The organism is Streptomyces sp. VRA16 Mangrove soil (assembly GCF_017377775.1).
In the GTDB taxonomy this organism is placed as follows: Bacteria; Actinomycetota; Actinomycetes; order Streptomycetales; family Streptomycetaceae; genus Streptomyces.
In genome coordinates this window covers 165755-185610 of sequence record NZ_JAFVLN010000009.1, presented here as the reverse complement: position 1 = coordinate 185610, position 19856 = coordinate 165755, and the positions used below count along the sequence as shown (strand labels likewise).

Below are 19856 nucleotides of genomic sequence, written 5' to 3'. Positions count from 1 at the left end.
GCACGGCACAGTGAACCGAAGAAGCGGCGCGCACGGCGCGTCACGCAGGAGGGCGGCAGCCGCCGCGGCCGTCGCCGCGCTGCTCGGCACGGCGCTGCACGCGACCACGGCCTCGGCCGCTCCGGCGCCGCCGAGGCCGCCGTCCGACGCGCGGCTCGCGCAGCAGCCCGCGCGCGACGACGCGACCCGGGAGCAGTACTACTTCGTGCTGCCCGACCGGTTCGCCAACGGTGACACGTCCAACGACAAGGGCGGCCTCACCGGAAGCCGTTCGTCGACCGGGTACGACCCCACCGACAAGGGGTTCTACCAGGGCGGCGACCTCAAGGGCCTGACCAAGAAGCTCGACTACATCAAGGGCCTGGGCACCACGGCCATCTGGATGGCGCCGATCTTCAAGAACAAGCCGGTCCAGGGCAGCGGCAGCAGCGAGAGCGCCGGCTACCACGGCTACTGGATCACCGACTTCACCCAGGTCGACCCGCACTTCGGCACCAACCAGGACCTTGCGGCCCTCATCGACAAGGCCCACGCCAAGGGCATGAAGGTCTACTTCGACGTCATCACCAACCACACCGCCGACGTCGTCACCGACACCGAGCAGACCCACGGCTACCGCAGCAAGGGCGCCTACCCCTACCTGGACTCCGAGGGCCGTCCCTTCGACGACACCACGGACCCGACGCGCAAGGTCGACGCCGACTCCTTCCCGTACACGCCGACGACCACCGCGGCGGAGAAGGACATCAAGTCGCCGTCCTGGCTCAACGACCCGACGATGTACCACAACCGCGGCGACTCCACCTTCGTCGGCGAGAGCGGTCTCTACGGCGACCACACCGGCCTCGACGACCTGTGGACCGAGCGGCCCGAGGTCGTCGAGGGCATGGAGCGGATCTACGAGAAGTGGGTCAAGGACTTCGGCATCGACGGCTTCCGCGTGGACACCGTCCGCAACGTCGACATGAAGTTCTGGACGCAATGGGCGACCGCCCTCGACGCGTACGCCGCGCGGCACGGCCGGGACGACTTCTTCATCTTCGGTGAGACGCTCTCCGCCGACCCGTCCGTCACCGCGCCCTACGTCACCCAGGGCCGGCTCGACGCCACCCTCGACTTCCCGCTCCAGGACGCCATCCGCGGCTACGCCTCCCAGGGCAAGTCCGCGACCGGCCTGTCCGACGTCCTCGCACAGGACTACCGCTACACGACCGACAAGGCCAACGCCTACAACGAGGTCACCTTCCTCGGCAACCACGACATGGGCCGCATCGGTGCGTTCCTGGAGTCCGACAACCCCAAGGCGAGCGACGCGGAACTCCTCCGACGCGACCAGCTCGCCAACGAGCTGATGTTCTTCACTCGCGGCAACCCGGTGATCTACTCCGGCGACGAGCAGGGCTTCACCGGCGCGGGCGGCGACAAGGACGCCCGGCAGACGATGTTCGCGTCGAAGGTCGCCGACTATCTCGACGACGACGAGATCGGCACCGACCGGACCCACGCCGACGACTCCTACGACACGGCGCACCCGCTGTACAAGGCGATCGCCGCCCTCTCCAAGCTGCGCAAGCAGAACCCGGCGCTCGCCGACGGCGTGCAGAAGGAGCTGTACGCGAAGGACTCCGTGTACGCGTTCTCACGCACCGGGGACGACCGCGAGTACGTCGTCGCCGTGAACAACGCCACCGAGAGGAAGACGGTCGAGCTTCCGGTGGAGTCCGCCAAGTTCGCCTCTCTGTACGGTGGTTCGGGTGCGGTCAGCGCCGACGGCGGCACGATCAAGGTCACCGTCCCCGCCCTGTCCTCCCTCGTCCTGCGCGCCGACGGCAAGCTGTCCGCCGCCACTGGCAAGCCCACCGTGACCCTGAAGGCGCCCGACGCCGGGGCCACCGGCACCGTGACCGTCGCCGCCGACCCGGGGAACACCACCGGCGCCCGCGTCGTCTTCGCCGCCCAGGTCGGCAACGGCCCGTGGCGCACCCTCGGCACCGCCGACCACGCCCCGTACCAGGTGACCCAGACCCTCGCGGACTCGGTGGCCGCAGGAACGGCCCTGCGGTACAAGGCAGTTGTGGTCGACAGAGCGGGACGCACCGCGAGCGCGCTCGCCGAGAGCGCGGCGGGGCAGGCTCCCGCGGCCGAGAAGCCCAGCGCCGTCGACCGCGCGTACGCCGTCGTCCACTACAAGCGCACGGACGGCGACTACGACGGCGTCACCCTCAAGTCCGGTGACAGCAAAGGTGAGTTCATCGGCCGGGACGCCTACGGAGCCTTCGCCTGGGTGAAGGTCCCGGACGGGGCGAGCTCGCTGACGTACACCATCGAGAAGAACGGCACCGCCGACGGGGCCGAGCGCACCGTCGACCTCGCGAAGACCGGGGAGGTCTGGGTCGAGCAGGGCAAGGACGGCCAGGAGACCAGCCGGCCCGACGGCGTCTACCCCCCGCAGGACAAGACCAAGGCCGTCATCCACATCCACCGCGCCGACGGCGACTACGCCGGCTGGGGCCTGCACACCTGGACCGGCGCCGCCAAGGAGACCGACTGGACCAAGCCGCTCCAGCCGACCGGCAAGGACGCCTACGGCGTCACCTTCGAGGTGCCGCTCGCGGACGGCGCGACCTCGCTCAGCTACATCTTCCACAAGGGCGACGAGAAGGACATCTCCTCCGACCGCTCCCTCGACCTGAGCACGTACGGCCACGAGGTGTGGCTGAACGCCGGGGACAGCAACTACCTGCTGCCGTCCGTCGGTTCGGCCCCCGACCTCGACGTCACCAAGGCGCAGGCCCAGTGGATCGACGCCGACACCGTGGTGCTGCCCGGCTCGGTGAACGCCAAGGCGGCCGCCTCTACCCAGCTCGTGTACTCCCGCGACGGCGGCATCACCGTCAAGGACGGCGCGCTGTCCGACGAGGGCCGCTGGCTGCGGCTGCTGCCGGCGCAGCTCACGGACACGCAGAAGACCAAGTACCCGCACCTGAAGGAGTACACGGCCTTCACCGTCGACCCGCGCGACCGCGACCGGGTGCGCGACGCCCTCGCCGGGCAGACCGTACTCACCCAGCGCCTCGCGAACGGCGCGCTCGTCGCCGCGACCGGGGTGCAGACCCAGGGCGTTCTCGACGACCTGTACGGCTCGAAGGCCGAACAGGCCGCTCTGGGCCCGGTGTTCAAGGGGAACAAGGTCACCCTGTCCGTGTGGGCGCCGACCGCGCAGCACGTGGCGCTCGAACTCGGCGGCAAGAACCTCGCCATGCGCCGTGACGACACCACCGGCGTCTGGTCCGTCACCGGCTCCGCGTCCGCCTGGCGCGGCAAGGAGTACCGCTACGCCGTGAAGGTGTGGGCGCCCAGCGTCCAGAAGGTCGTCACCAACGAGGTCACCGACCCGTACTCGGTCGCGCTCACCGCGAACAGCGAGCGGAGCGTCGTCGCCGACCTCGACGACAAGTCCCTCGCCCCCAGCGGCTGGTCGAGCCTGAAGAAGCCCGAGGCCGTCGCCATGAAGGACGCCCAGATCCAGGAACTGCACATCCGCGACTTCTCCGTCGAGGACAAGACGACCCCCAAGGACGAGCGCGGCACCTACCTGGCCTTCACCGACAAGAACAGCGACGGCTCCAAGCACCTCAAGGAGCTCGCCAAGTCCGGCACGTCGTACGTGCACCTGCTGCCCGCCTTCGACATCGCCACCATCCCCGAGAAGAAGTCCGAACAGGCCACGCCCGACTGCGACCTGACGTCGTACCCGGCCGACAGCGACAAGCAGCAGGAGTGCGTGGCCGCGGCCGCCGCCAAGGACGCGTACAACTGGGGCTACGACCCGTACCACTACACGGTCCCCGAGGGCTCCTACGCCACCGACCCGGACGGCACGGCCCGCACCGTCCAGTTCCGCAAGATGGTCAAGTCCCTCAACGACGACGGGCTGCGCGTCGTCATGGACGTCGTCTACAACCACACCACCAGCAGCGGCCAGAGCAAGACGTCCGTGCTCGACAAGATCGTGCCCGGCTACTACCAGCGGCTCCTCGCCGACGGTTCCGTCGCCAACTCCACCTGCTGCTCCAACACGGCGCCCGAGAACACGATGATGGGCAAGCTCGTCGTCGACTCGATCGTCACCTGGGCCAAGGAGTACAAGGTCGACGGCTTCCGCTTCGACCTGATGGGGCACCACCCCAAGGCCAACATCCTGGCCGTCCGCAAGGCCCTCGACGCGCTCACCCCGGCGAAGGACGGCGTCGACGGCAAGAAGATCATCCTGTACGGCGAGGGCTGGAACTTCGGCGAGGTCGCCGACGACGCCCGCTTCGTGCAGGCCACGCAGAAGAACATGGCGGGCACCGGCATCGCCACGTTCAACGACCGTGCGCGCGACGCCGTGCGCGGCGGCTCCCCGTTCGACTCCGACCCGGGCGTCCAGGGCTTCGCGAGCGGCCTGTACACCGACCCCAACTCCTCCGACGCCAACGGCTCCCCGGCCGAGCAGAAGGCCCGCCTCCTGCACTACCAGGACCTCATCAAGGTCGGACTGTCCGGGAACCTCGCCGGATACACGTTCACGGACACCGAAGGGAAGCAGGTCAAGGGCTCCGACGTCGACTACAACGGCGCGGCCGCGGGCTACGCGGACGCCCCGGGCGACGCCCTCGCCTACGCCGACGCCCACGACAACGAAACCCTCTACGACGCCCTCACCTACAAACTGCCCGCCTCGACCAGCACGGCCGACCGCTCCCGGATGCAGGTCCTCGCCCTGGCGACGGCCGCGCTGTCGCAGGGCCCGGCGCTCTCCCAGGCCGGCTCCGACCTGCTGCGCTCCAAGTCCCTCGACCGCAACTCGTTCGACAGCGGCGACTGGTTCAACGCCATCCACTGGGACTGCCGCGCGGGCAACGGCTTCGGGCGGGGACTGCCCCCGGCCGCCGACAACAAGGACAAGTGGCCTTTCGGCAAGCCCCTGTTGACGTCGGTCGCCGTTCCCGACTGCCCGGCCATCACGGGCACGTCGGCCGCGTACCAGGACCTGCTGAAGATCCGCACCGACGAGTCCGCCTTCCACCTGTCCACCACAGGACAGGTCCAGAAGGCGCTCTCGTTCCCGCTCTCCGGCAAGGACGAGACCCCGGGTGTCATCACCATGCGCCTCGGCGACCTCGTGGTCGTCTTCAACGCGACCCCGAAGACGCAGGAGCAGACGGTGAAGGACACCGAGGGCGCCGCCTACCACCTGCACCCCAAGCAGGCGAACGGCTCCGACGACGTCGTCAAGTCTGCCTCCTTCAAGGCGAGCTCGGGCACCTTCACCGTGCCCGCCCGGACGGTCGCGGTGTTCACCCGCTGACCTGAGCACCTCCTGTTCGATCCGGCCGCCCCTCCCGAGGCGCGCGAGAGGGGCGGCCGGCCCACCCCCCGACGGCCGCACCGTCGCGGCCCCGACCGAGGAGTGCACATGCGCCTCCCCGTACGTTCCTCCCGTCCAAGGACGCGCCACAGAAACCTGGTGGGCGCCGTCCTGGTGGCCCTCCTGGTGGCCCTGCTCCCCGGCCTGCCGCTCGGCACCGCCACGGCGCACGCCGCCGACAGCAACACCGCCACCGTCTACTACTCCACGGCCTCCACCAACTGGGCCACGTACAAGCTTCATTGGGCCCCGACCGGCGGCTCCTGGACCACCGTGCCCGGCGTCGCCATGGAGGCCGCCTGCACCGGCTGGGTGAAGAAGACCGTCGATCTCGGCACGGCCACCACGTGGCAGGCCACGTTCAACAACGGCAACGGCACCTGGGACAACAACGGCGGCAACAACTACCAGCTGGGCACCGGCCTGATCACCGTCAAGGACGGCGTCGTCGCCCACAGCGACCCGTGCGCGGACACCACCCCCGTCGAGGGCACCTCCGCCACCGTCTACTACGACACGAGCGCCACCAACTGGTCGGTCTACAACCTGCACTGGGCGCCGACCGGCGGTGCCTGGACGACCGTCCCCGGCATCGGCATGGAGGCCGCCTGCACCGGCTGGGTGAAGAAGACCGTCGATCTCGGGACCGCCACCACGTGGCAGGCCACGTTCAACAACGGCAACGGCACCTGGGACAACAACAACGGGTCCAACTACCAGCTCGGCGCGGGCATCAACACCGTCAAGGCCGGCACCGCCACCAAAAGCGCCAAGGACCCCTGCGCGGCCGCCGAACCCGACACCACCGCCCCCTTTGCGCCCAAGAACGTGAAGGCCACCGCCACCGGCACCTCCGTCGTCCTCACCTGGGACGCGGCGACCGACGACACGGGCGTCACGGGGTACCAGATCACCCGCACCGGCGGCGCGTCGGGCACCTCCGTCATCTCCGCCACCTCGACCGTGTACTCCGACACGGGACTTGAGGAGAAGACCGCGTACACGTACACGGTCAAGGCGCTGGACGCCGCGGGCAACGTCTCCGACGCCAGCGCCGAGGCCACCGCCACCACCGGCGAGAAGGCCGCCCGGACGACGGGCACCCCGCTCGGCGGCGACCCCCGCAAGGACCCGATCTACTTCGTGCTGACCGCCCGCTTCTACGACGGCGACAGCTCCAACAACCGCGGCGGCAGCCAGGACGTGAAGACCGGCAACGCCGCCCACCACGACCCCATGTTCCGCGGCGACTTCAAGGGCCTCGTCCAGAAGCTGGACTACATCAAGGGTCTCGGCTTCTCCGCGATCTGGATCACCCCGGTCGTCCTGAACCGCTCCGACTACGACTACCACGGCTACCACGGCTACGACTTCTACAAGGTCGACCCGCGCCTCGAATCCACCGGCGCCTCCTACCAGGACCTGATCGACGCGGCCCACGCCAAGGGCATGAAGATCTACCAGGACGTCGTCTACAACCACTCCTCGCGCTGGGGCGCCAAGGGCCTGTTCACCCCGACCGTGTACGGGGTGCGGGACGCCCAGTGGAGCTGGTACTACGACGAGAAGCAGGACGGCTTCGAGTACGACGGCCTCACCGTGGAGCCCGTCTCCGGCAAGTCGTACTACAACGGCGACCTGTGGTCGACGGCCGAGCCGTCCGGCAACACCTGCCTCAACTGGGGCAAGCCCACCGGCGCCAAGAGCGCCGAGGGCTACACCATCTACAACTGTCAATGGCCGAGCCCCACTTCGGGCATGTTCCCCAAGGCGTTCTACCACAACTGCTGGCTCGGCAACTGGGAGGGCGAGGACTCCCGGTCCTGCTGGATCCACGAGGACCTCGCCGACTTCAACACCGAGAACACCCAGGTGCAGAACTATCTGATCGGCGCCTACGACAAGTACATCGACATGGGCGTCGACGGCTTCCGCCTCGACACCGCCGTGCACATCCCGCGCGTCACCTGGAACCGCCGCTTCCTGCCCGCCATCCGGGAGCGCGTCGCCCAGCAGTTCGGCCCCGAGAAGGCCGACGACTTCTTCGTCTTCGGTGAGGTCGGCGCGTTCGTCAACGACAAGTGGAACCGCGGCTCCGTCAACCACTCGGCGCAGTTCTACACCTGGAAGGAACGCAAGGAGTACTCCGCCGACGACGAGAAGGCAGCCCTCGAACAGTACGACTACGAAGAGCAGTTGGGCACCGGCAACCAGCCCACGTCCACCAACGCCTTCCTCGACGGCAACAGCTACCACACCCCCGACCACAGCAAGTTCTCCGGCATGAACATCATCGACATGCGCATGCACATGAACTTCGGCGACGCCTCCAACGCGTACAACAACGGCAAGGACTCCGACGACTCCACCAACGACGCCACGTACAACGTCGTCTACGTCGACAGCCACGACTACGGCCCCAACAAGAGCGCCGAACGGTACGCGGGCGGCACCGACGCGTGGGCCGAGAACATGTCCCTGATGTGGACGTTCCGCGGCATCCCGACGCTGTACTACGGCTCGGAGATCGAGTTCCAGAAGGGCAAGAAGATCGACTGCGGGACGACCTGCCCGCTGGCCGACACCGGCCGCGCCTACTACGGAGACCACCTGGAGGGCAGCGTCACCGCCTCCGGCTTCGGTACGGTCTCCAGCGCGTCCGGCGAAGTGGCGACGACGCTGGCCCAGCCCCTGGTCAAGCACCTCCAGCGGCTGGGCCAGATCCGCCGGGCGGTCCCCGCCCTGCAGACGGGCCAGTACTCCACGGCCGACATCTCCGGGAACATGGCGTACAAGCGGCGCTACACGGACGCGGCGAGCGGCGTCGACAGCTTCGCGCTGGTCACCGTCACCGACGGCGCCACGTTCAACAGCATCCCGAACGGCACGTACAAGGACGCCGTCACCGGTGACGTCAAGACGGTCACCAACGGCACCCTGACCGCGGCAGCCCCCGGCAAGGGGAACCTGCGGGTCTACGTCCTCGACCTGGGCGGCAAGAACGCCGCGCCCGGGAAGGTGGGGACGGACGGGCCTTACCTGAAGTAGCACCGGCCGGACCGGGGCGGGCGGCGGAGACCCCGCCGCCCGCCTTAGGCTGGAGCCGATCGGGCCAAGAAGGCGGGAGGTGCATCGTGAGCGGACTGTTCCCGCGCGAGCGCCGTGAGATCGCACCCGGCGCCGTCCATCTCCCCGACTGGCTGGACCCGGAGCAGCAGCGCGCACTCCTGGCGGCCTGCCGGGAGTGGGCCAGGCCTCCGGCGGGACTGCGCACCGTCCGCACCCCCGGCGGCGGCACGATGAGCGCCCGCCAGTGCGGCCTCGGCTGGCACTGGACCCCGCGCGGCTACAGCCGCACCGCCGTCGACGGTGACGGAGCCCAGGTCAAGGCGATGCCCGCGGAACTCGTCGAGCTGGGGGCCCGCGCGGTGCGGGACGCCTTCGGGCGGCCGCCCGGCGCCGCGTACGACATCGCGCTCATCAACTACTACGACGCGCAGGCCCGGATGGGGATGCACCAGGACCGCGACGAGAGCGTCGACGAACCGGTCGTCTCCCTGAGCCTGGGGGACCGCTGCGTCTTCCGGTTCGGGAACACGGAGTCCCGCACGAAGCCGTACACCGACGTGGACCTGCACAGCGGCGATCTGTTCGTCTTCGGCGGCCCGGCCCGCCTCGCCTTCCACGGGGTGCCGCGCGTCCACCCGGGCACCGCCCCGCCGGAACTCGGCCTGGACGGGCGGCTCAACATCACCCTGCGCGTCAGCGGACTGTGACCGCGCGGAACGAGCCGGGGCCGTTCACCGGCTACCATTCCAGACCGTGATCAGGGCGAGGAGTTGCTGATGGGCGGCAGGGCGGCCTCCGGAACCGGAAGCCAGACGGCAGGCGGCGGCGCCGCGCGGCCACCGCGTCTGGAGCGGGGCCGCAGCGCACTCGGTCCCGCGCTCGAACTCGTCCACACCGGACGGGCACCGACCCGCGCCGTCCTCACCGCCGAACTCGGTGTGACCCGGGCCACGGCGGGCGCGGTCGCCGCCGAGCTCGAAGCCCTCGGCCTGATCAGGATCGACGCCCGGCCGAGCGCCGCCGCCGGTTCCCAGGGCCGTCCCTCGCACCGGCTCTCCGTCGCCGAGGACGGCCCCGTCGCACTGGCCGCGCAGGTCCACTCCGACGGCTACCGCGCGGCGCTCGTCGGGCTCGGCGGGAACATCGTGGCGACGACGCCCGGCTGCGAGATCATCGACCCCGACCCGGCCGACGTGCTGCGCTCCGTGGTGGAGGCGGGCGTCCGGCTCCTGGAGACGACCGGCCGCCGCTGCGTCGGCGCGGGCCTCGCCGTCCCCTCCGCCGTCGCCGAACCGGACGGCACCGCCCTCAACCCGCTCCACCTGGCCTGGCCCGTGGGCTCCCCGGTCCGCCAGACCTTCGCCGACTGCGTGCGCGAGGCGGGCCTCGACGTGCCCGCGTTCGCCGCGAACGACGTCAACCTGGGCGCGCTCGCCGAGCACCGGCACGGCGCCGGGCGCGGCGCCCGCGATCTGCTCTGTGTCGCCACCGGGCACCGCGGGGTCGGCGGCGCCCTCGTCCTCGACGGGCACCTGCACACCGGCAGTTCGGGCCTGGCCCTGGAGGTCGGCCACCTCACGGTGAACCCGGAGGGCCGCCCCTGCCACTGCGGCAGCCGCGGCTGCCTGGACGTCGAGGCCGACCCGCTCGCCTTCCTCACCGAGGCAGGACGCACCCCCGACCCCGACGGGTCCCTGCTCCAGCAGGCCCGCGAACTGCTGCTCACCTCGAAGGACGACCCGGACGTCCGCGCGGCCACCAAGGTCCTGGTCGACCGGCTCGGCCTGGGTCTCGCCGGCCTGGTCAACATCCTCAACCCGGACCGGATCATCCTCGGCGGCCTGCACCGCACGCTCCTCGACGCCGAACCCGAGCGCCTGCGGGCCGTCGTGGCCGACCGCAGCCTGTGGGGACGCAGCGGCGGCGTCCCCATCCTGGCGTGCACGCTCGATCACAACAGCCTGGTCGGAGCGGCCGAGTTGGCGTGGCAGCCGGTGCTCGACGACCCGCTCGGCGCGCTGACCGCGAGCTGACCGGGTCGTCGAGGAACCGCCACGGTCACTCGGCCCAGTCGAGCTGCGTCTCCGGCACGCCGGCCGAGCGCGCGTACGCCCGCGCCCGCTCCCGTCCCGCCGCGTCCCCGCGCCGGTACCGGCACACGCGGTCCGCGAGGACGACGTACACCTCCTGGTCGCTGCGGAAGTCGGCGTACCAGCCGCCGTCCGCGGACAGGCACCGGGCGAGCGCCGCGGCCAGGGCCGGGGCGGCCGAGTCCGGCACGGTGAAGTCGATGAGGGTCCAGTCGGCGGGCTGGGCGTCGGTGGCGCCGGCCCCGGCGACCCTGCGCACGCGGTTCACGGACAGCGGGACGCCGCTCAACTCGGCGCCCGCGCGCAGACTTTCACCGACCAGTACGCCTTCGAACATGACTGCTCTCCCGTCTCGTCGACCCGGGTCGTGCCGTCATGATCCCTCAGCGCCACTCCACCGCGAACGCCTCGGCGGGATTGCCGACGAGGATCTGCTCCACGACGTCCTTGCCCAGGGACTCCTCCAGGCGCGGCCGCACCCGGCGCAGCAGATACGGCATACCGGGGCCGCCGCTGACCGACCGGGCGCCGGCCGTCGTGGTGTCGCCGCCGAGCAGCAGCCGGTGCGCGAACCCGGCGTCGGCGAGCGCCGCCATCGCGTCCGGCATCCGCCAGTCCGTCGCGTGGTTGGCCCGCGACGGGCCGTCGAAGGCCAGATACGCGCCCGAGCGCGCCGCCTCCCGCTGGGTCACGAAGTCGGGGGAGCGGTTGAGATGGCCGAGCAGGATCCGGTGGGCCGGCACCTCCCCCTCCTCGCAGAGCAGGTCGAGGACGTCGAGCGCGCCCGTGCCCAGCTCGTGGTGGACGGCGATCGGCGCGCCCGTCGCGTGATGCGCCTCGGCGGCCGCGCGCATGGTCCGGCGGGCATGCGCGTCGAGCGCGTGGAAGCCGCCCGCCACCTTGATCAGCCCGGCCCTGACCCCGCTGCCCGCGATGCCTTCGGTGAGCTCGCGCACGAACAGCTCGGCGAGATCCGTCCCGCGCGCGGCGAGCAACTCCGGGGTGTAGTGCGCCGCTTGGTGCAGGCCGGTCGCCGCGACGATGCGCACCCCGGTGGCCTCGGCCAGCGCGGGCAGCTCGGCGGCCCGCCGCCCGAGCCCGTACGGCGTCCACTGCACGACGGTCCCGCCGCCGACCGCGGCGAACGCCGCCAGTTCCTGCCGGGCGAGATCCACGTCGTCCAGTTCCTGCCCGGCGAGGAGCGGGCTGCGGAAGAAGAGGTGGTCGTGCGCGTCGACGATCCCCAACTCGGTCGGTTCCAGGTCGCCTTGGACGCTGCGGACGGTGGGGGAGTGCGCGGTCACCACTGCTGTCCCTTCGGGAGGAGGTCACGTTCGGGCCGGGAGAGGTGCAGGACCTGGAAGACGTCGCCGTCGGCCTCGGGCGCGTCGTGCTCCCAGACGGAGAACGTCAGCAGCTCCCAGGTGCGCGGGTCGATGCCCGCGGCCGCGTACAGCACGCCGTCCCGGGAGGCCAGGCCGGCCGTCTCGCGGACCGCGCCCGCCACGAGGTCGGGAAGGTGGTCGGCGGCCCCGATCGGGGTGCGGGCGCGCACCGCCGTCCGGGCCGGCGCGGCGGACGCGGGCCCCTCCTCGTGGGCGAGGCCCGTCCAGTGCTGCACGACGGGCCGCCCGAAGTCCTGGACGATCCCCTGGAAACCCGGGCCCCAGAGAAAGGAGTTCATGCCCTGCGGCGTACTCCACAGGTAGAAGGGCGCGTACTGGTTCACCGGCGAGCCGTGCACCCCGCGCTCCCGGATCAGGTACGCCTTGGCGCCCAGGCCGGGGAAGTCGTCGAGCAAGTGCCCCTTGGCGGCGACCCGTTCACGGATGATGTCCATGTCGTAGTCGGCGGGGAGCGTGATCTCGTACTGCATCACCTGCATGGCCGGTGGTCCCTCCTGACTCAGCCGGCCGCGTACGCGTCGGCGTTCTCGACGTGTGCGCCCCAGCAGGTCGTCGTCCCGTCCTCGGCCGCCTCGACCGTGGCCAGATGCGTCATGAACGTACGCGGTCCCGCCCCGTGCCAGTGCCATTCGTCCGGCTCGATCCAGACCGTGTCGCCGGCCCGGATCACCTCGACGTCGCCGCCCTTGCGCTGCACCCGGCCCTCACCCTCCAGGACGTGCAGCACCTGGCCGTGCGGGTGCGTGTGCCAGGCGGTGTGCGCGCCGGGTGCGAAGTGCACGGTGAACATCCGCAGCCGGGAGGGGAGCCCGGCTCCCGCGATCTCGTCGAGCCAGACCGTGCCGGTGAAGTTCTCGGCCGGGCCCTGCCGGGTGTCCGGACGGTTGCGTGTGATCTGCACTGGAAGTCCTCGGTACTCGAAGAAGGGGGAAGCGAACGGGGGCGCGGGTTCAGGGCTTCAGGAGGGTGAGCAGGCCGCGTACGCCCGCGTCGAAGGCGTCCGTGTCGCCCGCGGCGCGCGCCAGTACATAGCCGCCCTGCACGGTCGCGACGATCGCCGCCGCGATCTCGCGCGGCTTCAGGGCGGACGCGAACTCGCCGCTGTCCACGCCCTCTTGGACGACGTCGGCCAGGCGGCTCTTCACGTACGCGATCGTCTCGTCGACCGGGGCGCGCAGCTCGTCGCTGGCGATCACGTCCGGGTCCATCGTCAGCCGTCCGACGGGGCAGCCGCGCAGCACGTCCCGCTCGCGCAGCAGGTAGGCCGACACCCGGTCGTACGCCGAGCCGTCCGCCCCCAGCAGTCCGTCGACGGTCGCCCGCATCTCCTCACCGGTCCGGCGGATCGCGGCGAGCGCGAGGTCCGGCTTCCCGGCGAAGTGGTGGTACATGCTGCCCTGGCCGACCCCCGCGCGCTGCAGGATCGCCTTCGGGCTCGTGCCGACGTAACCGCGCTCCCACAGGAGCTCACGGGTCGTCTCGATCAGTCGCTCCTGTGTGCTCATGACGTCACCGTACATACTAGTAGTTACAGAGTCAACGCCGGGCGGGGACCGGCGCCGGGAGCAGCCGAAGATCCCGGGCGTACTCCCGCGGTGGTACGCCCGGTGCCGCTGGCCGTACGACGACGCGGACCCCCTCGCGGCGCGACGCTCGACTCATCGACGACAGAGCCCGACCTCTTGGAGATGAGTCCGATGGAGACCCTCGCGCACTTCGGTTCCGGCGGCGGCCCCGGCCCGTGGATCCTGCTGTTCCCGCTGATCTGGGCGGCCGTCGTGGTCGGCGGCATCACGCTGCTGCGCCGCACGGTGTGGCGCGGGCGCCGCGGACCGTGGCGGCCCGACCCCCGCGTCGACGAGCGGTCGCCGATCGCCGTCCTCGGCCGCCGGTTCGCCGCCGGTGAGATCGACGAGGACGAGTACTGGCGCCGGCTGTCCGTCCTGAACGAGGAGTTCGGGAAGTACGCCGGTGGCGGCAAGGGCGGTGCGGCGTGACCACCGCGACGCTCACCGCCACCGCGGCGCGTGTCGCGCACGCCGTCAAGGTGTACGGCTCCGGCGACACCGCCGTCCGTGCCCTCGACGGCGTGAGCGTCGACTTCCGCGCCGGACGGTTCACCGCGATCATGGGGCCCTCGGGCTCCGGCAAGTCGACCCTGATGCACTGTGCGGCGGGGCTCGACACCCTCACCGAGGGCTCCGCGTACATCGGCGACACCGATCTGAGCGCCCTCGACGACAAGCGCCTGACCCTGCTGCGCCGCGACCGGATCGGGTTCGTCTTCCAGGCGTTCAACCTCGTACCGACGCTGACCGTGGCCGAGAACATCACGCTGCCGCTCGATCTCGCCGGGCGGCGGCCCGAACGGGAGTGGCTGGACGCCCTCGTCGACGTGGTGGGGCTGCGCGACCGGCTGCACCACCGGCCCGCCGAACTCTCCGGCGGACAACAGCAACGCGTCGCCGTGGCACGGGCGTTCGCGGGCCGGCCCGACGTCGTCTTCGCCGACGAGCCGACCGGCAACCTCGACTCGCGCTCCGGCGGGGAGGTGCTCGGACTGCTCGGCGACACCGTGCGCCGCACCTCCCGCACCGTCGTCATGGTCACTCACGACCCGGTCGCCGCCGCCCACGCCGACGAGGTCGTCTTCCTCGCCGACGGACGGCTCGCGGGCCGCATGGAGCACCCGACCGCCGAGAAGGTCCTCGACCGTATGAAGGCCTTCGACACCGGGCAGGAGGCGCGACCGTCATGAACACCTCCGTACGCCTGAGCCTGAAGTCGCTGCTCGCGCACAAGCGGCGCTTCGCGGGCACGTTCACCGCGGTGCTGCTCGGCGTTGCCTTCCTCGCGGGCACCCTCGTCATGGGCGACACGCTGCGCGCGAGCTTCGACTCGATGTTCGCGGGCGCCGCCAGTGGCACCGACGCCGTCGTGCGCAGCACGAACGTCATCACCACGCCCGGCGAGAGCCAGGGCACGCGGCAGCCGGTGCGGAGCTCGCTCGCCGACGAGCTCGCCCGGCAGCCCGGCGTCGCCGCGGCCGTGCCCAGCATCCAGGGCGCCGGCCAGCTGCTCGGCGCCGACGGCGAGCCCATCGGCGGCAAGGGACCGCCCACGCTCGCCGGAAACTGGATCACCGACCCGAAGCTGAACCCGTACCGGCTCGCCGAGGGCCGCGCCCCCGCCAAGAGCGGGGAGGTCGTCGTCAACCGGGGCGCCGCCGAGAAGGGCGACCTGAAGATCGGCGACACCACGACGCTGCGCACACCGAACCCGGTCGAGGTCACCGTCGTCGGGCTCGCGACCTTCGGCGGCGAGGACGGCATGGCCCAGGTGACCTTCACCGGCATGACCCGCGCCGACGCCGAGAAGTACCTCACGCCGAAGGCGGGGCAGGCATCCTCCATCGCCGTGCGGGCCGGGCCCGGCGTCAGCCAGCAGCGGCTGGTCGACACCCTGACGCCCCACCTGCCCAAGGGCGTCGAGGCCATCACGGGCCAGGCGTCGGCCCAGGAGAACACCGACATGATCTCCGGCCAGTTCCTGACCCTCTTCACGACCTTCCTGCTGGTGTTCTCCGGCATCGCACTGCTCGTCGCGACGTTCTCGATCCACAACACCTTCGCGATCGTCGTCGCCCAGCGCACCCGTGAGAACGCCCTGCTGCGCGCCATCGGCGCCTCCCGCCGCCAGGTCACCACGACCACCCTCGTCGAGGCGAGCGCCGTCGCCGTCCTCGCGTCGGCGGCGGGCCTCGCGGGCGGCATCGGGGTGGCGGCCGGACTGCAGGCGCTCTTCCCCGCCATCGGCTTCCCGTTCCCCGACGGGAACCTGGTCGTCAGCGCGCTGTCCATGGTGCTGCCGCTCGCGGTCGGCGTCGTGGTCTGCCTCGGCTCGGCCCTGCTGCCCGCCCTGCGCGCCGGACGCACCGCACCGCTGGCCGCCCTGCGCGAGACCGCCGTCGACGACTCCGGTGCCTCGCGGCGCCGCGCCGTCATCGGCACCGTGCTCGGCGCGGCCGCCCTCACCGCCACCTTCGTCGGCGTCCGGGTCTCCCCGTCGCTCATGCTCGCGGGCATCGGCGCCGTCCTGGCCCTCGTCGCGTTCGTGGTGCTGGGCCCGGTCGCCTCGACCTCGGCCGTACGCGCCCTCGGCGACCCGCTCGACAAACTGCGCGGCATGAGCGGACGCCTCGCCCGGCGCAACGCGATGCGCAGCCCGAAGCGCACCGCGGCCACGGCCGGCGCGCTGATGATCGGTGTCGCGGTGGTCTCGCTGTTCACGGTCTTCGGCGCCTCGCTCAAGGCCACCATGAACCAGACCGTGGACCGGTCCTTCGCCGGTGACGTCGCCGTGTCCACGCCGTCCTTCGGCGCGGGCGGCAGCGGCCTCAGCCCGAAGCTGGCCCCGGCCCTCGCGCAACTGCCCCAGGTGGACACCGCGGTCGGTCTGGGCAAGGGCGTCGCGGACGTCGACGGCAAGGGCCGTGCCCTCACCGTCACCGACCCTGCCGCCCTCTCCAGGACCTTCGACCTCGGCACGGTCCGGGGCTCCCTGAAGAACCTCGGCGGGGACGGCATCGCACTCACCCGCGCCGAGGCCGACGAACAGCACCTCGCGGTCGGCGACACGGCCACGCTCGCCTTCACCGACGGCACGAAGGAACCCTTCACCGTGCGCGCCGTCTACGGGCAGTCCGAACTCGTCGGCGACTACGTGATCACGCGCCAGGCCTGGGCCCCGCACCGCGGCCAGGACTCCGACACGCTGATCTCCGTCACCTTCAAGGACGGCGTCTCCACGTCCGACGGCAAGGCCGCCGTGGAGAAGACCGCCGCGGCGTACGGCGACCCGTCGGTGCAGACCCGGGACGACTACGCGCAGTCCTCGGCCGGCGGCATCGACATGATGCTGACCCTCGTCTACGCGCTGCTCGCCCTCGCGGTCCTGATCGCCCTGCTGGGCATCGCCAACACGCTCACCCTCGCGGTCCACGAACGCACCAGGGAACTGGGTCTGCTGCGCGCCGTGGGCCAGACCAGGCCGCAACTGCGGGCCATGGTCCGCTGGGAGTCGGTGCTCGTCGCCGCCTTCGGCACGGCCGGCGGGCTCGTGCTCGGCGGATTCCTCGGCTGGGTCCTGGTCGAGGCCTCCGACGGGGCCGGTGACACCGCGTTCGCGTTCGCACTGCCACCGGTCAAACTGCTGATGGTCGCACTGGTCGGAGTGAGTGCCGGAGCCCTCGCGGGACTGCGCCCGGCCCGCAGGGCGGCACGTCTGGACGTACTGCGCGCCATCGCCACCGAGTGACGTACGCCCCGACGACGAGGATCACCGCCCGGTCAGCCTGCGACGGCCGACCGGGCGGGAGCATGTCGGGGCGTCTCCGCACGGAGCGCCGCCGCGGATCCGTACACCGGCAGCGGCGACAGGGCCACCGCGGGCGACGGCACCGTCAGGGTGAACCAGACGACCTTGCCGCTCTCACCGTGCGGTCGCACCCCCCAGCTCTCGCTCACCGCGGCGACCATCGCCAGTCCGCGCCCGCACGTCGCGAGCGGATCCGCGTCGCGCACCACCGGGAACCGCGGGTCGTGGTCCTGGACCGACACGGTGAGCGCGCCGCGCAGCAGTTCGATCTCCACGGTGCACATCTTGTCCGGCTCGGCGTGCCGATGGACGTTGGTGAGCAGCTCGGTCACCCCGAGCGCGGCCAACTCGATCAACGGATCGAGATGCCAGTAACGCAATTGCGCCGATACGATTCTGCGGACCTGTCCGATCCGCGACGGCAGGGCTTGGAGCTCCACCGTGCAATGCCTGCTCGGCTGGCTGATCACGGCTGCGACTCCCCGAATTGAGTCCGGAAGAGAACGAGTACGGATCGAGCGGAGCGACCGCGCTGTGACGGGACCGCCCGCTGCAGTGTCCGGCGGGCTGGTTCGCAGCGTCATCGCCGGTAAACCCTGAGTAGTGATGTGTGACCAGAGTGACCCAGGGGGTGCGGGCGTGCAACTTCGGCGATCGCTCCCGGTACTGGGGCCGCGTACGAACGATCAAGGGGCGCTACGTGGCGCGCGCCGCCGCCTTGCGCACGGCGTCGATGAACCGGCGGGCCGCCGGTGGTCCCGCGTCCCCGCTCTCACCCCCGCCGAGGCGCAGCAGATATCGCCTGCCGTCGACCTCGGCGGTCGCGCGGTCGTCGGAGCCGAACCAGGGCTTGCCCGCACGGACTTCACCCAGTGGCGCGCTGTCGATCTCACTGCCGTAACTCGTGAGCAGTTCGAGCCTGCCGCCCGTGATCCGGATCTGTCCGGCCCGGGTCAGCGAGCGCAGTCGCCGCCCTATCTGCACGCCCGTCGCCGTGAACTCCGGCTCCGCCATGCCGCTTCGCCCCCTCGAGTGCCTGTGTGCGGTGCAGTCTGCACGCACCTGGCCAGGAGCACCAGTCTGCATGTGGACGTGGTGTGAAGCAGCGGGCGCAAACGGAATTCGCGCCCCCCTCGTACGCGCGTTCCCCGTGTCGCCAGGCGTGCCTTTGAGGTGCTCAAAGGTGCGTTTATGCAGGTGAGAAGCGTGTGGAAGGTGTCTATGATCGAGGCGTCCGGTCAGTTCTCGACTGACGGAACGACGCGAAGGAGTCGCGCGGTGAGCACCATTGAACAAGGCCGCCCGGTGGGCGGGGGCGCGGCCGTGGAGCCGATGCCGACGCTCGATGTCGACCACACGGACCCCGACTATCGAACCTGGCTCAAAGAAGCCGTCCGCAAAGTGCAGGCCGACAGCAACCGCTCGGCCGACACCCACCTGCTGCGTTTCCCCCTCCCCGAGCACTGGGGCATCGACCTGTACCTGAAGGACGAGTCGACGCATCCCACCGGCAGCCTCAAGCACCGCCTGGCCCGCTCGCTGTTCCTGTACGCCCTGTGCAACGGATGGATCCGACCGGGACGCCCGGTGATCGAGGCGTCCAGCGGCTCGACAGCGGTCTCCGAGGCGTACTTCGCGAAGCTGATCGGCGTCCCCTTCATCGCGGTGATGCCGCGTACGACGAGCGCCGAGAAGTGCCGACTGATCGAATTCCACGGCGGCCAGTGCCACTTCGTCGACGACTCCCGAAAGATGTACGAGGAGTCGGCGGCCCTCGCGGCACGCACCGGCGGCCACTACATGGACCAGTTCACCTATGCGGAGCGGGCCACGGACTGGCGGGGCAACAACAACATCGCCGAGTCGATCTACCGGCAGATGGAGCTGGAGCGCTACCCCTGTCCGACCTGGATCGTGGCCACGGCCGGCACCGGCGGCACCTCGGCGACCCTCGCCCGCTACGTCCACTACATGCAGCACGACACCCGCATCTGCGTCGCCGACCCGGAGAACTCCTGCTTCTTCGAGGGCTGGACGACGAACAACCCGGGCGCGACGAGCGACTGCGGCTCCCGTATTGAGGGCATCGGCCGCCCCCGCATGGAGCCCAGCTTCGTGCCCGGCGCCATCGACCGCATGATGAAGGTCCCCGATGCGGCGAGCGTCGCGGCCGTGCGCGCCCTGGAGGGCGCCATCGGCCGCAGGGCGGGCGGTTCGACCGGCACGGGCCTGTGGAGCGCCCTGAAGATCGTCGCGGAGATGGTGGCGCAGGGCCGCAAGGGGAGCGTCGTCACGCTGCTGTGCGACCCGGGCGACCGCTACCTCGACAAGTACTACTCCGACGAGTGGCTGGCGCAGCAGGGCCTGGACATCACTCCGTACGCGGCGGCCGTCACGCGGTTGCTGGCGACGGGGGAGTGGGGGGACTGACCCGCTGCGGCGACCGAGGAGCGACGCTCGACGCCAACTCCTGTCGCCGGGCGCCGAGTTCAGTCGGGTGAG

General features: G+C 71.0%; 15 protein-coding genes. 8 read left to right on the top strand and 7 right to left on the bottom strand.

Translation table 11 applies throughout. The annotated features are described in order from the left end of the window. Nucleotides 1-10: 10 nt before the first annotated feature. From pulA to J3486_RS24780, 4 genes are all read left to right on the top strand, one after another. Nucleotides 11-5353: a pullulanase-type alpha-1,6-glucosidase gene (pulA, locus tag J3486_RS24795; protein ID WP_207823856.1), complete on the top strand. Its 5343-nt coding sequence runs from the start codon at nt 11-13 to the stop codon at nt 5351-5353. 108 nt (nt 5354-5461) lie between these two features. Next, nucleotides 5462-8461, top strand: coding sequence for a carbohydrate binding domain-containing protein (locus J3486_RS24790; protein WP_207823854.1), 3000 nt, complete (start codon nt 5462-5464; stop codon nt 8459-8461). A gap of 83 nt (nt 8462-8544) precedes the next feature. Next, a complete protein-coding gene (locus tag J3486_RS24785) occupies nt 8545-9189 on the top strand; it encodes an alpha-ketoglutarate-dependent dioxygenase AlkB (protein WP_207824106.1) in 645 nt (214 codons plus the stop codon). Nucleotides 9190-9258: 69 nt separating this feature from the next. Beyond that, nucleotides 9259-10515 (top strand): ROK family protein, encoded by a 1257-nt coding sequence (locus tag J3486_RS24780; RefSeq protein ID WP_229378521.1) that lies wholly within the window; start codon nt 9259-9261, stop codon nt 10513-10515. Nucleotides 10516-10540: 25 nt separating this feature from the next. Here the strand turns inward: J3486_RS24780 and J3486_RS24775 are convergent, their stop codons facing one another. The 5 genes from J3486_RS24775 to J3486_RS24755 are packed head-to-tail and all read right to left on the bottom strand — an operon-like array spanning nt 10541 to nt 13498. Continuing rightward, complete coding sequence (locus J3486_RS24775; protein WP_207823853.1) at nt 10541-10909, bottom strand: hypothetical protein; 369 nt, start codon at nt 10907-10909, stop codon at nt 10541-10543. Between the two features lie 46 nt (nt 10910-10955). Then, on the bottom strand, nt 10956-11876 hold the full coding sequence (locus J3486_RS24770; protein WP_207823851.1) for a phosphotriesterase: 921 nt from the start codon (nt 11874-11876) through the stop codon (nt 10956-10958). Beyond that, nucleotides 11873-12457 (bottom strand): DUF4865 family protein, encoded by a 585-nt coding sequence (locus J3486_RS24765; protein ID WP_207823848.1) that lies wholly within the window; start codon nt 12455-12457, stop codon nt 11873-11875. Before J3486_RS24765 ends, J3486_RS24770 begins: the two co-directional genes overlap by 4 nt. A 20-nt stretch (nt 12458-12477) precedes the next feature. Then, nucleotides 12478-12879 carry a cupin domain-containing protein gene (locus tag J3486_RS24760; RefSeq protein WP_207823846.1) on the bottom strand — a complete coding sequence of 134 codons (402 nt, stop codon included), beginning with the start codon at nt 12877-12879 and terminating at the stop codon, nt 12478-12480. Between the two features lie 49 nt (nt 12880-12928). Continuing rightward, nucleotides 12929-13498 (bottom strand): TetR/AcrR family transcriptional regulator, encoded by a 570-nt coding sequence (locus tag J3486_RS24755; RefSeq protein ID WP_207823844.1) that lies wholly within the window; start codon nt 13496-13498, stop codon nt 12929-12931. 177 nt (nt 13499-13675) lie between these two features. On the opposite strand from J3486_RS24755, the gene J3486_RS24750 reads away from it, so the two are divergent. From J3486_RS24750 to J3486_RS24740, 3 genes are read left to right on the top strand one after another with little or no spacing between them, the layout of a single operon-like run. Continuing rightward, nucleotides 13676-13975 (top strand): SHOCT domain-containing protein, encoded by a 300-nt coding sequence (locus tag J3486_RS24750; RefSeq protein ID WP_207823842.1) that lies wholly within the window; start codon nt 13676-13678, stop codon nt 13973-13975. After that, the gene (locus J3486_RS24745; RefSeq protein ID WP_207823840.1) at nt 13972-14736 is read left to right on the top strand and encodes an ABC transporter ATP-binding protein; all 765 of its coding nucleotides are present in this window, start codon (nt 13972-13974) and stop codon (nt 14734-14736) included. Before J3486_RS24750 ends, J3486_RS24745 begins: the two co-directional genes overlap by 4 nt. Then, complete coding sequence (locus J3486_RS24740; RefSeq protein ID WP_207823838.1) at nt 14733-17294, top strand: ABC transporter permease; 2562 nt, start codon at nt 14733-14735, stop codon at nt 17292-17294. The genes J3486_RS24745 and J3486_RS24740 overlap by 4 nt, the downstream gene beginning before the upstream one ends. 32 nt (nt 17295-17326) lie before the next feature. Here the strand turns inward: J3486_RS24740 and J3486_RS24735 are convergent, their stop codons facing one another. Both J3486_RS24735 and J3486_RS24730 read right to left on the bottom strand, forming a co-directional pair. Continuing rightward, nucleotides 17327-17824: an ATP-binding protein gene (locus J3486_RS24735; RefSeq protein ID WP_207823836.1), complete on the bottom strand. Its 498-nt coding sequence runs from the start codon at nt 17822-17824 to the stop codon at nt 17327-17329. Nucleotides 17825-18050: 226 nt separating this feature from the next. Continuing rightward, nucleotides 18051-18368 carry a hypothetical protein gene (locus tag J3486_RS24730; protein WP_207823834.1) on the bottom strand — a complete coding sequence of 106 codons (318 nt, stop codon included), beginning with the start codon at nt 18366-18368 and terminating at the stop codon, nt 18051-18053. A gap of 318 nt (nt 18369-18686) precedes the next feature. On the opposite strand from J3486_RS24730, the gene J3486_RS24725 reads away from it, so the two are divergent. Beyond that, entirely contained in the window at nt 18687-19784 is a 1098-nt protein-coding gene (locus tag J3486_RS24725; RefSeq protein ID WP_207824102.1) for a PLP-dependent cysteine synthase family protein, read from the top strand. The last annotated feature ends 72 nt before the right edge of the window (nt 19785-19856 follow it).

Bases quoted from the DNA above. Each gene is read 5' to 3' on its own strand.
- J3486_RS24755 (WP_207823844.1), bottom strand. From the start codon at position 13,498: ATGTACGGTGACGTCATGAGCACACAGGAGCGACTGATCGAGACGACC.
- J3486_RS24780 (WP_229378521.1), top strand. From the start codon at position 9,259: ATGGGCGGCAGGGCGGCCTCCGGAACCGGAAGCCAGACGGCAGGCGGC.
- J3486_RS24750 (WP_207823842.1), top strand. From the start codon at position 13,676: ATGGAGACCCTCGCGCACTTCGGTTCCGGCGGCGGCCCCGGCCCGTGG.
- J3486_RS24775 (WP_207823853.1), bottom strand. From the start codon at position 10,909: ATGTTCGAAGGCGTACTGGTCGGTGAAAGTCTGCGCGCGGGCGCCGAG.
- J3486_RS24790 (WP_207823854.1), top strand. From the start codon at position 5,462: ATGCGCCTCCCCGTACGTTCCTCCCGTCCAAGGACGCGCCACAGAAAC.
- J3486_RS24730 (WP_207823834.1), bottom strand. From the start codon at position 18,368: ATGGCGGAGCCGGAGTTCACGGCGACGGGCGTGCAGATAGGGCGGCGA.
- J3486_RS24740 (WP_207823838.1), top strand. From the start codon at position 14,733: ATGAACACCTCCGTACGCCTGAGCCTGAAGTCGCTGCTCGCGCACAAG.
- J3486_RS24765 (WP_207823848.1), bottom strand. From the start codon at position 12,457: ATGCAGGTGATGCAGTACGAGATCACGCTCCCCGCCGACTACGACATG.
- J3486_RS24725 (WP_207824102.1), top strand. From the start codon at position 18,687: ATGCCGACGCTCGATGTCGACCACACGGACCCCGACTATCGAACCTGG.